14 protein-coding genes and 1 tRNA gene are annotated in these 12,967 nt (G+C 66.4%); 5 read left to right on the top strand and 10 right to left on the bottom strand.

Annotation, left to right across the window (positions count from 1 at the left end; translation table 11 throughout):
* Position 1 precedes the first annotated feature (1 nt).
* From BG023_RS04020 to BG023_RS04050, 7 genes are all read right to left on the bottom strand, one after another.
* Entirely contained in the window at positions 2-922 is a 921-nt protein-coding gene (locus BG023_RS04020; protein WP_069309323.1) for an RDD family protein, read from the bottom strand.
* Positions 919-1,986 (bottom strand): stage II sporulation protein M, encoded by a 1,068-nt coding sequence (locus BG023_RS04025; RefSeq protein ID WP_069309324.1) that lies wholly within the window; start codon positions 1,984-1,986, stop codon positions 919-921. The genes BG023_RS04020 and BG023_RS04025 overlap by 4 nt, the downstream gene beginning before the upstream one ends.
* Positions 1,987-1,993: 7 nt before the next feature.
* On the bottom strand, positions 1,994-3,367 hold the full coding sequence (locus BG023_RS04030; protein ID WP_069309325.1) for a DUF58 domain-containing protein: 1,374 nt from the start codon (positions 3,365-3,367) through the stop codon (positions 1,994-1,996).
* A 3-nt stretch (positions 3,368-3,370) separates the two neighbouring features.
* Entirely contained in the window at positions 3,371-4,333 is a 963-nt protein-coding gene (locus BG023_RS04035) for an AAA family ATPase (RefSeq protein ID WP_442956776.1), read from the bottom strand.
* Positions 4,334-4,337: 4 nt separating this feature from the next.
* Positions 4,338-5,612: a DUF4350 domain-containing protein gene (locus BG023_RS04040; RefSeq protein WP_069309326.1), complete on the bottom strand. Its 1,275-nt coding sequence runs from the start codon at positions 5,610-5,612 to the stop codon at positions 4,338-4,340.
* A complete protein-coding gene (locus tag BG023_RS04045; protein ID WP_233993070.1) occupies positions 5,609-6,229 on the bottom strand; it encodes a hypothetical protein in 621 nt (206 codons plus the stop codon). The genes BG023_RS04040 and BG023_RS04045 overlap by 4 nt, the downstream gene beginning before the upstream one ends.
* 138 nt (positions 6,230-6,367) lie before the next feature.
* Entirely contained in the window at positions 6,368-7,273 is a 906-nt protein-coding gene (locus BG023_RS04050) for a prephenate dehydratase (protein WP_069309328.1), read from the bottom strand.
* Positions 7,274-7,391: 118 nt separating this feature from the next.
* Here BG023_RS04050 and BG023_RS04055 point away from each other — a divergent pair, with 118 nt between their 5' ends.
* Positions 7,392-8,072 (top strand): c-type cytochrome, encoded by a 681-nt coding sequence (locus BG023_RS04055; RefSeq protein WP_069309329.1) that lies wholly within the window; start codon positions 7,392-7,394, stop codon positions 8,070-8,072.
* A gap of 22 nt (positions 8,073-8,094) precedes the next feature.
* Here BG023_RS04055 and BG023_RS04060 read toward each other — a convergent pair whose 3' ends face one another.
* Positions 8,095-8,760: an RlmE family RNA methyltransferase gene (locus tag BG023_RS04060; RefSeq protein WP_069309330.1), complete on the bottom strand. Its 666-nt coding sequence runs from the start codon at positions 8,758-8,760 to the stop codon at positions 8,095-8,097.
* Positions 8,757-10,025 carry a Ppx/GppA phosphatase family protein gene (locus tag BG023_RS04065; protein WP_069309331.1) on the bottom strand — a complete coding sequence of 423 codons (1,269 nt, stop codon included), beginning with the start codon at positions 10,023-10,025 and terminating at the stop codon, positions 8,757-8,759. The genes BG023_RS04060 and BG023_RS04065 overlap by 4 nt, the downstream gene beginning before the upstream one ends.
* 187 nt (positions 10,026-10,212) lie before the next feature.
* Here BG023_RS04065 and BG023_RS04070 point away from each other — a divergent pair.
* The 3 genes from BG023_RS04070 (at position 10,213) to BG023_RS04080 (ending at position 11,787) form a co-directional block, all read left to right on the top strand.
* A tRNA-Gln gene (locus BG023_RS04070) sits at positions 10,213-10,286 on the top strand.
* A 105-nt stretch (positions 10,287-10,391) separates the two neighbouring features.
* Positions 10,392-11,267 (top strand): LOG family protein, encoded by an 876-nt coding sequence (locus tag BG023_RS04075; RefSeq protein WP_069309332.1) that lies wholly within the window; start codon positions 10,392-10,394, stop codon positions 11,265-11,267.
* On the top strand, positions 11,248-11,787 hold the full coding sequence (locus BG023_RS04080) for a GNAT family N-acetyltransferase (RefSeq protein WP_069309333.1): 540 nt from the start codon (positions 11,248-11,250) through the stop codon (positions 11,785-11,787). Before BG023_RS04075 ends, BG023_RS04080 begins: the two co-directional genes overlap by 20 nt.
* On the opposite strand, the gene thiD is transcribed toward BG023_RS04080, so the two are convergent.
* A complete protein-coding gene (thiD, locus tag BG023_RS04085; RefSeq protein WP_069309334.1) occupies positions 11,760-12,560 on the bottom strand; it encodes a bifunctional hydroxymethylpyrimidine kinase/phosphomethylpyrimidine kinase in 801 nt (266 codons plus the stop codon). The two genes, BG023_RS04080 and thiD, sit on opposite strands and share 28 nt — an antisense overlap.
* 128 nt (positions 12,561-12,688) lie before the next feature.
* On the opposite strand from thiD, the gene BG023_RS04090 reads away from it, so the two are divergent.
* Positions 12,689-12,952, top strand: a complete 264-nt coding sequence (locus tag BG023_RS04090) for a hypothetical protein (RefSeq protein ID WP_069309335.1) — start codon at positions 12,689-12,691, stop codon at positions 12,950-12,952.
* Positions 12,953-12,967: the final 15 nt, after the last annotated feature.

The following is a 12,967-nucleotide window of genomic DNA, read 5'->3' on the forward strand; positions in this document are numbered from 1 at the left end:
TTCACGAGAACTTGTCCGCCTTGCGCTTGCCGAACCGCATGTCGCCTTCGAGCTTGGCCCGCAATTGCGTATAGAAGGCTTCGAGGAAAGCCCTTTCGTCGCCCGCGCCCGGTTCCCAGCCGATCTTGCGGCAGATGGTATCATGGACCGCGGTGAGCGCCTCGGGCTGGGCTTCGCGCAACATCCGCTCGAGCGTCTGGAGCTCCTTTTCGCCGTAGACCGACAGTTCCGCTTCGCCGAAGGTGTAGCGTGCGCCGGTGATGGTGCTGGCCCCACTTGCGGCGGCGGCGCCCTGAGTCGAGAGCGTTTCGGCAAGCCGCGTGCGCGGACGTTCGACCACCCATGTCCCCGCGATGATATCGCCTGCGCGCAGGGCATCGCGGTTGAAGAACGGGAATAGCAGGAACAGCGCGAGCCAGCCGGTCATCACCCAGCCAAGCGCGCCGATATCCTGCTGCATGGAGTTCATCACCATAATTGTCAGCAAGGTGACCAACGGGTAGAAGACCTCGATATCGCGCAGCAGGTTGCGCGCGATCACCGCTTCGGCGGTCAGCCTTCCACCATCGCGCGGGGCAATGCGGATGCCGACGATACGCTTGCCCAGAGTCGCCCCGCGCGGGCCCAGTTCCTGAATCAGAAAATAGCCATACCAGGTGAGGAACCCGGCCAGCGCGAGCAGGATCAGCAGAAACTCCTGCGCCCCGCGCGGCGCGGCGGAAGGGTCGAGACTTGTGCCTTCGAGCAGCCCGCCGGCGATCCAAATGACCATCAGATAGAAAGCAATCAGGCCGGTCACGATGATCGTCACGTCGAGCATCAGCGCGCCCGCCCGGCTCCCGCGCGAGGCGATTGTCAGCGGCAGGGCGATGCCTTCCGGGGTCACCAGCGTGCGCGTGCGATTGTCTGCCGGCTTGCTCACGCGGCCTCGCTTGCGCTGCGGCGCGGACGGTAGAGGAAGAAATAGCTGAGCCAGAAGATCAGCATCGTCCCGCCGATCAGGAAGCGCCCCGGCTCGCCGTCGACCAGCTGGCGCGGGAAGGCTTCGAGCAGTCCGGCGATGATCATCATGATCACCACGCCGACCATCACCACCGCGCCGCGCCGCCCGGCTTCGGCAGCGGCATCGAGCACCGGGCGGGTGCCGGGAAAGGCCATCGCCCGTCCGATATGCAGCCCCGCCGCGCCCGACAGCATGATGCCGAACAGCTCGGTTGTGCCATGCACGCTCAGCCATGCGGAAATCTCCACCAGCAGGCCTTGCCCCGCAAACAGCCACAGGATCGCGCCGAGCATCGCGGCATTGTGAACCATCAACATCAACGAGGGGATGCCGAAAGCGAAACCCAGCGCAAAGGCAAGGATGCACACCGCCGAATTGTTGCTGAACAGCTGTGCGGCGAAGGCCGAAAGCCCGGCCGCGCTTTCCTCTGTGGCGAGCGTCCGCAACAGCTCCTCGCGGCTCGCCCCCGGCACGCGGGTATCGGCGAGGCCTCCGGGGATCAGGCGGTAATACCATTCCTCGTTCTGCGCGACGAGCAGCCAGCCGACCACCGCGCCCGCCATCATCACGAACAGCGAGATGCAGATATCGAGCCAGATTTCGCGCACCGCGCGGCTCCATCCGCCCAGCAGGAAGTCGCGCAGCCAGCGCGCAAAGCCCTGCCGCGGGCCATAGACCTGGAACCACGCGCGCTGCACCAACGCCTCGAGGTAGCCGAGCGTCGCGGCATCCAGCGAGGTTTCGCGCGCGACCGAAAGCGAGGACGCCGCTGTGCGGTAGAGCGCTGGAAGAGCGATAAGGTCGTCATCGGAAATGCGCCGCAGCCCGCCGCGCTCCATCCGCGCCACGATCTCTTCCAGCCGCCGCCATTCACCCTCGCGTTCCAGCCGGAAGCGGTCCGAACGCAGTGCGGCGCTTTCGATATCGGGCGGCGCGGCAATTGCTCCGCGCCCGAACCAAGACGAGATGATCGGTGCCTTCATGCGCGCCTCACCCGATGGCCTCGCTGCTGCGGATCTGGTAATAGCGATCGATCAGGCGCGGGCCGATCGTCTCCCACGGGGCCTCGATCACATCGATGCCCATCCGCCGCAGCCGCCCCAGCACCAGCTTGCGCTGCTGGAGCAGCGTGTCGGCGGTGACAGCGCGGGCCAAGGTGGTGATATCGTCCGGCGATGCGGCGATCTGATCTTCGATCTCGCTGTCGGCGATGGTGACGAACAGCACCAGATGCTTGTCCGCCAGCCGCCCGAGGCTTTCGACCATCAGTTCGGCGCTGGTCGGATCGGTGAAGTCGGAGAACAGCACCACCAGCGAACGGCGCTTGAGCTTCGATGTCAATGTGGCGAGCGCGAGGGTGAAATTGGGTTCGGCAGCGGTGTAATCGAGCCCGGCGGCCGCGCTTTGCAGGCGGTGGAAGGCGCGGGCATCGCCGATGAACGGGGTCATGATCTGGGGGCGCTGGGCAAAGCCGAACAGCGCGCATTTGTCCCCGCCCTTAAGCACCACATAGGCGCAAGTGAGAGCTGCCGAAACCGCACGATCGATGCGGGGAAGCTCGTCCACCGGCTCGCACATCGCCTGCCCGCAATCGAAAGCGAACACGATCTGGTTGTTGCGCTCGCTCTCGTTCTCGCGGGCGAACAGGCGAGTGTGGCGGGCGCTGGCCTTCCAGTCGATGCGGCGGCGGTCCATGCCCGGCTCGTATTCGCTGAGCGCCTCGAACTGCGTTCCCTCGCCGCGGATGCGCCGGGCGATGAGGCCGAGCTGGGCGTTGCGCAGGAAGGTCTGCAGATCGGGCGAGCGCACCGGCGAAAGATCGGGCCAGATCCGCACGACCTGATCGAGCGAGTAGCTGACCTGCCGCGCGCCGAGGCCGAGCGGCCCTTCCCAGCGCAGCCATGCCTTTGTGACCTCCGCCGTGCCGCGCCGGTCGGGCGTGATCCTAGCCTCTCCGCGCCAGTCGGGCGTGTCCGGCATCCGCACAAGATCGAACGTCACCCGGCCGCCAGAACCCAGCCGCGGATCGCAGGCGAGCGCGGCGGCGACACGGCGCTGCCGGCCTCCGGAAAAGCGGGCGGTGACGGCAAGGTCTGCCGGCTGCCCGACTTCGACATCGGTGGGTGCGTTGATATCCCACCCGGCATTTCGGCCCGAAAGCAGCGCGTCGAGCACCACCAGCGCGAGCAAGGCGCCGCCGATTATCGGCGCAATTACCCATGCGCCGGGGGCCGTGGCGGCAATCACCAGCGCGACCGGAGCGAGCCCCGCGACCAGCCACGCCGCACGTTCGGTCGGCGCGACGATGAGCAGCGGCCTGAGCGGCCGGAAAATCACTCCGAGAAGGCGGAGCAGTGCGTCCATCGCTTAGCGGGGAGCCTCGGTCGCTTCGACCAGCTCGGCGACGAGCGCCTCCATATCGCGCCCTTCGATCTCGGCAGCGGGGGACAGGGTCAGGCGGTGGCGCAGCACCGGCACAGCGAGCGCTTTGACATCATCGGGGATCACGTAGGCCCGACCCTCCAGCGCCGCGCGGGCGCGAGCGGCATTGGCCAGCAGCACCGCCGCGCGGGGCGATGCGCCGACCGTCAGCTGGCTGTGTTCGCGGGTGGCGCGCACCAGCCGGACGACATAGGCGGTGATCTCGTCCGCGACGGTGACCTGCGCCAGCGCCCCGCTCGCCGCGGTCAGCCCCGCGGCGTTGGTGACGGCGGTGACACCCAGATCAGCAGGCCGCTGCGGGCCGGAACGCTGGCCATAGGTGGCAACGATCCGCGCCTCTTCCTCCTCGGCCGGGTAAGGCACCAGCAGCTTGAACACGAAGCGATCAAGCTGGGCTTCGGGCAAGGGATAGACGCCCTGGTTCTCGATCGGGTTCTGGGTAGCGATCACCATGAAGCGATCGGGCAGGTGGTGGGTCTCCCCGTCGAGCGTTACGCGGCGTTCCTGCATCGCTTCGAGCAGTGCGGCCTGGGTCTTGGGCGGGGTGCGGTTGATTTCGTCGGCCAGCAGCAGATCGCAGAAAATTGGCCCGCGGGTGAGGGTGAACTGGCTGGTCTGGAAGTTGAACAGGTTCGACCCGAGGATGTCGCCCGGCAGCAGATCGGGGGTGAACTGGATGCGCCCGAAATCGAGGCCCAGCGCGGTCGCGAAGGCATTGGCGAGAAAAGTCTTGGCGGTTCCCGGCGGGCCTTCAAGAAGCACGTGGCCTTCCGAAAGCATGGCGGTCAGCAGCATGTCGACCATTGCTTCCTGCCCGACAATCGCCTTGGCGACTTCGGCACGGATAGCGTCGGCAAGGTTGCGGACATCGGAGAGAGACATCGTCATCGGGCTATTTCCCCTGGGAAAGCTTGGTGGTGAGCGAATCGAGCGCCTGTGCGGCAGTCAGAATGTCGGCGGGCTTGCTCGCCGCCTCGAGCCGCGTGGCGCGGCGGGTGAAGGGTTCTTCGCCCGGCAGGCGGCGGGCGAGGGCGGCGTCGATGGCCTGCGGATCGGGCCGGGCAAGTCCGAGCCGCTCGGCAATCCGCCGTGCCGACAGTGCAGCATAGGGCGCACCCAGCAGCCGCAGCCGGCGTGCGCGCAGGATCAGGCCCGCGCCATTGGCGATCAGCCGCTGCTTACCGAAGGCGATGGCGGGGCCACCGGCGAGGGCTGGCGGGCCGAACCGCTGGAACGCGCGCCAGCCGACGATCAGCAGTGCCAGCAGCAGACACAGCGTCGCGGCCAGGAACGGCGGGCGGAAGGCGAGCGTCAGGAGGTTCTCCGACGCGCCAAACCCGTTCAGCGTCATGTCGAAAGTGACTGCGGAGATATCCCCGTCATAGGTCAGCTCCTCGACCAGCGCGAGCGCGGCCTCGGCACGGCTCTGGCCCGCCATGCCGTAATTGTTCACCAGATCGGCATCGGCCACGAAGATCGTCCAATGCGCGTTCTCGTTATAGGCAGAGCCTGGCTCGCCGATCACCTTGAACGCCAGCGTGTGGCCCGCAGCATCGGCGATCAGCGCTTCGTGGCGCGCATTGCTATCGGCGTAGAGCATGGTCCGGGTCGGCATCCGGCCTGACAGGCCCAGCCCTTCCCATGAGTGCGCTTCATCCTTCGCCAGCGCTTCCTTGATGTGCTTGAATTTGTAGGGTTCCGGTAATTCCGCAGCCCATTCGGACGGATAGGCGCCCGTCAGTATGACCCAGCCAGGCTTGAACTTCTCGCGCGCATCCTCGGGCAGGATCGGCGGCGGCAGGCTGGCATCCCACTTGGGCAGGATCACCAGCGTCGGGCCGAGGCCTTCGCGCTTCTGCAACAGTTCGGCGAATTCCTCGGGGTCGACATAGGCTGGCGGGGTCAGCACCAGCAGATCATAGGTTTCGAGCCCCGAGGGGCTGCGTGAACGGGTGACATCGTACCCCTCGGCGGCAAGCAGGCGTACAAAACCCGCATAGCCGTTGAGCCCCGTGCCGGCCGCATGGGCCTGTCCGTCATTGCCGCGATCGCCGAACTCCTCGCCTGCGGCGATCAGCCACACCATTGCCAGAAACAGCGCAAAGCCGACCGCGACCAGCATCAGCGCGCCGAACCGCGAGAAGGGGACGGACGGGGCGGCGGTCATGCGGGCAGCGCCTTGCGTTCGATTCGCGCGAGGGCAAATTCGGCATAGGCCGCCCGCGCGGCTTCCCAGTCGGACCGTTCCAGCTTGCCGAGTGCGAAGAGGCTGCGCTCCACCTGCTCGGCGATTACCCGGAACGCGGCGCGCGCTGCATCGGACAGGGCGGGAAGCGAGGCCAGTTCGCGCGCGGTGCTTGATGGCTCGACCCAGTCGGGGCGGGCGGCGGCAATATGGCCGACGCTGCGCTGGAGCAGCAGGTGGGTCGCTTCGTCGAAGCGGCCTTCCGCGGCAAGCCGGTCAGCATCCTCGAGCAGCGCGAGCGAGGCCGCCTGATCGGGCCGCCATTCGCTGTCGTTATCGGCCGTGCTGCGCGTATCGCGGGGGCCGAAGCCGGGGCCAAGCAGCCGCACGAGCAGCACCAGCACGAAAGCGATCGCGGCGGCCAGCAGCACCCATTGCAGCCACCACCACGACATTCCAAGCGCCTGCCCGAGCGGTGCGAACAGATCGGCGAGGAACGCGAAAATGTCTGACAGCAGGCGCTCGAACCAGTTCGGTTCGGGTGGCTTCGTTTCGGGGATTGTGACCGGCGCGAACTGGAGGTCGCTGTCGTTGCGCACCCCGCCCCACCCGGGTGGAGCGGATGCAGCTGGATTCACGGGCGTTTCTGACGCGCTGGTCGTGGCCGGAAGGGTCATTCGGGCCTAGTGGTGACACGCCTCTAACGCGGGCGCAACCGGGAAACCGATGCTACTGCCTCAGCCGCGGGTGCGACCCAGCGGATAGCTGCCGAGAATCCGCAATTCCTTGGAATGGAAGGCACATTCCTCAAGCGCCCGGTCGACCGCCGGATCGCCAGGCGCGCCGATGATATCGGCATAGAATGTGGTCGCGGCAAAGCTGGTGCCCTGCTGGTAGCTTTCCAGCTTGGTCATGTTGACGCCGTTCGTGGCAAACCCGCCGAGCGCCTTGTAGAGCGCGGCCGGAATGTTCTTCACCTCGAAGATGAAGGTGGTCATCACCGCCTGATCCGCGAGTGCCTCTGCCGGCAGCGGTTCCTGCGCAAGCACGACGAAGCGGGTCATGTTGTCGGGGCTGTCCTCGACATTTTCCTCGATGATGGTGAGCCCGTAGAGCTCGGCCGCAATGGCAGGCGCGATCGCCGCGACGCCCGGATCGCCGCGTTCGGCGACGAAGGCGGCAGCGCCTGCGGTATCGGCATGGCTGAGCGGCACGATCCCGCGCTCGCGCAGGAACCGCCGCGACTGGCCGAGCGCCTGCGGGTGGCTGTAGGCCGCCTCGAATCGGCGGTCCGGCGTTGCGGGGCCGAGTGCCATCAGCGCGTGGTGAATCGGCATGAAGTATTCGCCGACGATGTGCAGCCCGCTTTCGGGCAGCAGGAAGTGGATATCGGCCACACGCCCGTGCTGTGAATTCTCGATCGGAATGATCGCCGCACCCGCGCGCCCGTCCTTCACGGCGTCGAGCGCATCTTCAAAGCTGAAGCTGGGCAGCGGGGCGAGGTCGGGGCGCGCCTCTGTCGCCGCGCGGTGCGAATTTGCCCCCGGTGAGCCCTGAAACGCAATCGCGCGCGCAGGATCGGCGGCGGCAGCGGCGCGCATCCGGTCGACGATGGCGACAGCGGGGGCAGGGAAGGATCGCATGGTGCTAGGCTGCTAGAGCGATGCGGGCGCAGCGGCAAGCCCGCTTGCAAAAGGCGCAAGAATTGATGCCACGATGAGTCTTGCGCGGGCGCGAGGGCGACACTATGGAGCCGGCGGGATGACACAGGACAACTCTTCGCAGGATAACGCTGCAGGCCAGACTGGTGGCAGCGATCTGTTCAACACCGCCGCCGGCTGGGTGCTGTTCGCGGCAGGCCTCGGGCTGGGTCTTTCGATCCTCTCGGGCAAGTACTTCCACGGCGACAAGCCCGAGCGGCCGGAGAAACTCGGCTATGTGATCGAGGGCGTGGTCGAGGAAGGCGCCGGCCCGGCGGAAATGTCGATGGCCGAGGCGCTCAACATGATGCCGGCTGCCGATCTGGTTGCGGCGGGCGAAAAAGCCTTCTCGAAGTGCCAGAGCTGCCACACCGTGAATGCGGGCGGTGCCAACGGCGTCGGCCCCAACCTCCATGGGATCATGGGCGGCGCGGTTGGCGGCAAGGCTGGCTTTGCCTACAGCGCCGAGCTTAAGGCGCTGGGCGGCACCTGGGACTGGGACAAGATGAACGCCTGGCTCAAGAACCCCAAGGCTTATGTCGCGGGCACCAAGATGAGCTTTGCCGGTCTTTCCAAGATCGAAGATCGCGCTGCAATCGCGATGTATCTGAACTCGCAGGGTTCGAACCTGCCGGTGCCGACCTTCGTGGCCGATGCGGCAGCCGAAGCCGGAGCGGAGGCCGCAGAAGCTGGTGCCGTCGCCGAAGCGGAAGCCGGAACCGATCCGGCTGCAGCCGAATAATCCAGAAACTTGAAGGGCGGGGTTATTCCCGCCCTTTGAATTTCTGGGCCACCACATACCATTCCGAGGAATCCTTGCGGCTCGCCGGGGGCTTGGCATGCTTGACGGTGGCGAAGTGCTTTTTCAGCAGCGCCAGCAGTTCGGTATCGGTGCCGCCTGCCAGCACCTTGGCAATGAAAGTTCCGCCGGGCGCGAGGTTCTCGACCGCAAACCACGCCGCAGCTTCGACCAGTCCCATCGTTCGCAGGTGATCGGTCTGCTTGTGACCGACCGTGTTGGCGGCCATGTCTGACATCACCAGATCGGGCGGCCCGCCGAGCGCATCGGCGAGCGCCTGCGGGGCTGCATCGGCCATGAAATCCATCTGGAAGATCGTCACACCCTCCAGCGGTTCGACCGGCAGGAGATCGATCCCCACCACTTGCGCCTTGGGTGATTTGGCACGAACCACCTGGCTCCATCCCCCGGGTGCGATGCCGAGGTCGACCACGCGGCTTGCGCCTTTGACGAGCCCGAACTTCTCGTCGAGTTCAATCAGCTTGTAAGCCGCGCGGCTGCGATAGCCATCGGCCTTGGCCTGACGCACATAGGGGTCGTTGAGCTGGCGTTCGAGCCAGCGCACCTGCGACGCAGTGCGGCCCTTGGCGGTCTTGACCCGTTTGCTGGGCGTCTTGGCGCCGCGGGTCATGGCTTGGCCCGACCGGACGGCGCGCCGTTGCCGCGCTGTTTGTGGAGTGCGCGCAGGCTGCGTTCGGACTTGCGCTCGGCCGCCATCAGGCTGCGGAGGATGCCTTCGCGGATGCCGCGATCGGCCACGCCCAGTCGCCGTGCCGGCCACAGGTCGAGAATCGCTTCGAGAATCGCACAGCCCGCCACCACGAGATCCGCCCGGTCCTGCCCGATGCAGGGCAGGGTCGCGCGTTCATAGGGGGTCATCACCGAAAGCCGCGCGCTGATGTCGCGCATGGCCGGGGCGGGCACGATCAGCCCGTCCACCGCCTTGCGATCATAGCTCGGCAGTTCGAGATAGAGGCTGGCGAGTGTCGTCACTGTGCCGCTGGTGCCGAGCAGCCGGATATCGGGATGCAGCGCGGAATCGGCCACGCGCGCGGCGAAGGGCGCAAAGCTCTCTGCCACCAAGCGGCGCATTTCGGCATAGCGTGCGGCGCGGGCCGCCTCGCTGTCCTCGCCCCGCCCGACCGTGTCGGTGAGCGAGACCACGCCCCACGGCACGCTCTGCCAATCGAGGATGCGGGGGACGCGGCTGGCCTCCTCGCCGCCGGCCTCGACCAGCACCAGTTCGGTCGAACCGCCGCCGATGTCGAAGATCACTGCCGGGCCATCGCCCGATTCGAGCAGGATGTGGCAGCCCAGCACCGCAAGGCGGGCCTCTTCCTCGGCGCTGATGATGTCGAGCGCGATGCCGGTTTCGCGGCGCACGCGTTCGATGAAGGCGAGGCCATTCTCCGCACGGCGGCACGCCTCGGTCGCGACCGAGCGGGCGAGGCGGACATTGCGGCGCTGCAGCTTGTCGGCGCAGATCGAGAGCGCTCCGAGCGCGCGGTCCATCGCCGCATCGGACAGGCGCCCGCTGGTGGCGAGGCCTTCGCCCAGTTTCACCACCCGGCTGAAGGCGTCGATCACGGTGAAATCCCGGCCCGAGGGGCGCGCGATCAGCAACCGGCAATTGTTGGTGCCAAGGTCAAGCGCGGCATAGGCCTCGCCATTGCCCGAAGGTTTCCACGATCCGATCGCGGCCAGATCGGCCTCGATCCGGGGCGCGCCGGAGCGCGGGCCGGGGCCATTTGCGCCTTTGGCCCGGCCATCACGGCCGTTCGTTCGGGGATCGGGCTGAGGGGGGCGCTTGTAGCGGAAATCGGCTACCTTGCCGGACTTGCCGCCCCGGTTTTTCCCAGCACTTCTATTCCTGTCCGGCGGGAGTGTTTCCGCCATGATTGCAATACTTCCATCTCACCACGCGCGATCATCGGGCACGCGGCACTTGGGGCCAAGCTACCCGAACCCCCTTCCAAGAGCAAGCTGCGCGCATCCGGAGCACACGCGGCCTTGACCTTGCCCGCGCACAAAACTAGGGAGCGCGCTCGCTGACACCGCCGGAGAATCTCCAGCGGATGGCCAATGCCCCGTCCTCTAATGGTAAGAGAGCGGACTCTGACTCCGTCAATCAAGGTTCGAATCCTTGCGGGGCATCCAGCCACATCGCCCATATCCAGCCCCGCCCAGGCCGATGTTCCACGTGGAACACGTGGCTACCCTAGGCTATTGCGGGCCTAGCAGGGGGCTACTAGGGGTCTAGGCATGACCGACAAAGACCTGACAGACCGCAAATTCTACCGCGCGGGCGAGGAAACCCGCTTTGCCGAAGGCGGCCCCGAACGCACCCCGCAGACCGCGCATCCGGCTTACAAGCTCGCCTTCCGCGACACCGATTTCCTGCTGCGCGACGAGCTGCGCCCCGTCCGCTTCCAGCTTGAACTGCTCAAGCCCGAAATGCTGCTCGACGAAGCGCGCGTGGGTTCGACTCTGGTGATGTACGGATCGGCCCGCATCCCCAGCCCCGCGCAGGCCGAAGCGCGGATCGAGGCGGCCAGGAACGGCAGCGAATACGACCAGAAGGTCGCCCAGCGGCTGGCCGACAAGGCGAAGTATTACGACGAGGCCTACAAGCTCGCGCGGCTGGTGAGCGAAAAGGGCATTATCGAGAACGGCGAGCGCCAGTTCGTCGTCACCACCGGCGGCGGGCCTTCGATCATGGAAGCGGGCAACCGCGGCGCGTCTGATGCGGGCAGCGAATCGATCGGGCTCAACATCGTGCTCCCGCACGAGCAGGCGCCCAATCCCTACGTGACGCCCTATCTCAGCTTCCAGTTCCACTACTTCGCGCTGCGCAAGATGCACTTCCTGCTGCGCGCCCGCGCGGTGGCGGTGTTCCCGGGCGGCTTCGGGACGTTCGATGAATTCTTCGAGCTCGTCACCCTGATCCAGACCGGCAAGATGAAGCCGATGCCGATCATCCTGTTCGGTAAGGACTTCTGGACCCGCGTCGTCGATTTCGAGGCGCTGGCCGAAGAAGGCGTGATCTCGAAGAGCGACCTCGACCTGTTCACCTGGGTCGAAACCGCCGAGGAAGCCTGGGCCTGCATCGCCGATTTCTATGAGCTCCCCGCCGACTGACACGGTGATCCGCACCCCGCGACTGGTGCTGCGCAGGGTCCGCCCTGCGGAGGATTTCGCGGGGATGCATGGGGTCCTGTCAGACCCGCAGGCGATGGCCTATTGGTCGACGCCGCCGCACGAGAGCGAGCAGCAGACCCGCGACTGGCTCGCCGCCATGGCCGCAACCACGCCGGGCGAGGGTGACGATTTCATTCTCGAATATCGCGGCCGCGCGGTCGGCAAGGCGGGGTTCTACCGCTTTCCCGATATCGGCTACATCATCGATCCGGCCCTTTGGGGGCAGGGGCTGGTGGCCGAGGCGCTGGTGCCGATCATCACTCGCGCCTTCGATCTGCACGGGCAAGATCGCATCGCCGCCGATGTCGATCCGCGCAATGCCGCCTCGATCAGGCTGCTCGGAAAGCTGGGGTTTGCCGAAACGCATCGTGCACAGAACACCTGGCTGATTGCGGGCGAGTGGTGCGACAGCATCTACTTCGCGCTGACGCGTCAGGACTGGATTGCGCGCACTGCCTGATGCCCTAGCGGACCGTGGCCTGCGCCGTAGCCCGGGGCCGCCTCGATCGCCTTGACCACGAATTGCCGCCCCAGCCGAACCGCGTGTTCGATCGGCTGACCGTGGCCGAGCAGCGTCGCAATCGCTGACGACAGTGTGCAGCCGGTGCCGTGGGTGTGCACCGTGTCGATCCGCGCGTGATCGTAGGCGACCGCACGCGCGCCGCGGGTATCGGTTGCGGGGAAATAGAGCACATCGACGATCCGGTCTCCCTCCCCATGCCCGCCCTTGGCCAGCACCGCCGCGCCGCAGGCTGCGCTCAATTCCTCGGCGGCGGCGACCATGTCTTCGGTGCCTGCAAGCGCACGGCCGACCAGGTGTTCCAGCTCGGGCAGGTTGGGGGTGATGAGCGCCGCGCGCGGGAACAGCATGTCGCGCAGCGCGGTAACAGCCGCCGGTTCGATCAGCGCCGCGCCTGACGTGGCGATCATCACCGGATCGAGCACGATCGGGGCGGTGACCCTCTCCAGCGCGCCCGCCACCTCGGCAATCACGGCGGCATCGTGCAACATCCCAATCTTGATTGCATCGAGCCCGATATCATCGATGCACGAAGCGATCTGCGCGGCGACCATGCCGCCCGCCGTCGGCGCGATCCCCTGCACGCCCACGGTGTTCTGCGCCGTAATCGCGGTGATCGCGGTCATCGCATAGCCGCCGAGCATAGTGATCGTTTTGATATCCGCCTGAATCCCTGCGCCGCCGGAGCTGTCGGAGCCGGCGATGGAAAGGATTCGGGGGGCTTGGGGGTGGTCATGGAAGGCCCCTTAGCAAGTCTGCGCGCCCGCAGGCACGTTTTTCAAACGCGCACGCGCCGCACGGCCTCAACCAAATGCTAAGGTTTGTCAGACATACAAGGGGCATGAGCCACTCCCTCGGTCTTCTTGTCAGTCTGCTGCTCAAGGCAGGTGCCGGCTTTGTCGCCGTGAACGAAATCCGTGGCCTGATCCTGGCCGGCCCCGTCATTTACGGAATGTACGAAGCGGGCGGGACGGCGATGGCGATCTGGCTTGGCATTTGCTCGCTTGGCGGCATTGCACTCTCGGTGATCGTGCCGTTGATTGCGGCGAAGAAGATCAAGAAATTCGCCGACGCGCGCTTCGGACCACAGCTGGCCAAGGCCTGACACGGCCATGATAAC

Source organism: Porphyrobacter sp. LM 6 (assembly GCF_001720465.1).
In the GTDB taxonomy this organism is placed as follows: Bacteria; Pseudomonadota; Alphaproteobacteria; order Sphingomonadales; family Sphingomonadaceae; genus Erythrobacter.

Coding starts and splice junctions, on each gene's coding strand:
- BG023_RS04025 (WP_069309324.1), bottom strand. CDS start 1,986: ATGAAGGCACCGATCATCTCGTCTTGGTTCGGGCGCGGAGCAATTGCC.
- BG023_RS04030 (WP_069309325.1), bottom strand. CDS start 3,367: ATGGACGCACTGCTCCGCCTTCTCGGAGTGATTTTCCGGCCGCTCAGG.
- BG023_RS04035 (WP_442956776.1), bottom strand. CDS start 4,333: ATGACGATGTCTCTCTCCGATGTCCGCAACCTTGCCGACGCTATCCGT.
- BG023_RS04040 (WP_069309326.1), bottom strand. CDS start 5,612: ATGACCGCCGCCCCGTCCGTCCCCTTCTCGCGGTTCGGCGCGCTGATG.
- BG023_RS04050 (WP_069309328.1), bottom strand. CDS start 7,273: ATGCGATCCTTCCCTGCCCCCGCTGTCGCCATCGTCGACCGGATGCGC.
- BG023_RS04055 (WP_069309329.1), top strand. CDS start 7,392: ATGACACAGGACAACTCTTCGCAGGATAACGCTGCAGGCCAGACTGGT.
- BG023_RS04060 (WP_069309330.1), bottom strand. CDS start 8,760: ATGACCCGCGGCGCCAAGACGCCCAGCAAACGGGTCAAGACCGCCAAG.
- BG023_RS04065 (WP_069309331.1), bottom strand. CDS start 10,025: ATGGCGGAAACACTCCCGCCGGACAGGAATAGAAGTGCTGGGAAAAAC.
- BG023_RS04075 (WP_069309332.1), top strand. CDS start 10,392: ATGACCGACAAAGACCTGACAGACCGCAAATTCTACCGCGCGGGCGAG.
- BG023_RS04080 (WP_069309333.1), top strand. CDS start 11,248: ATGAGCTCCCCGCCGACTGACACGGTGATCCGCACCCCGCGACTGGTG.
- BG023_RS04090 (WP_069309335.1), top strand. CDS start 12,689: ATGAGCCACTCCCTCGGTCTTCTTGTCAGTCTGCTGCTCAAGGCAGGT.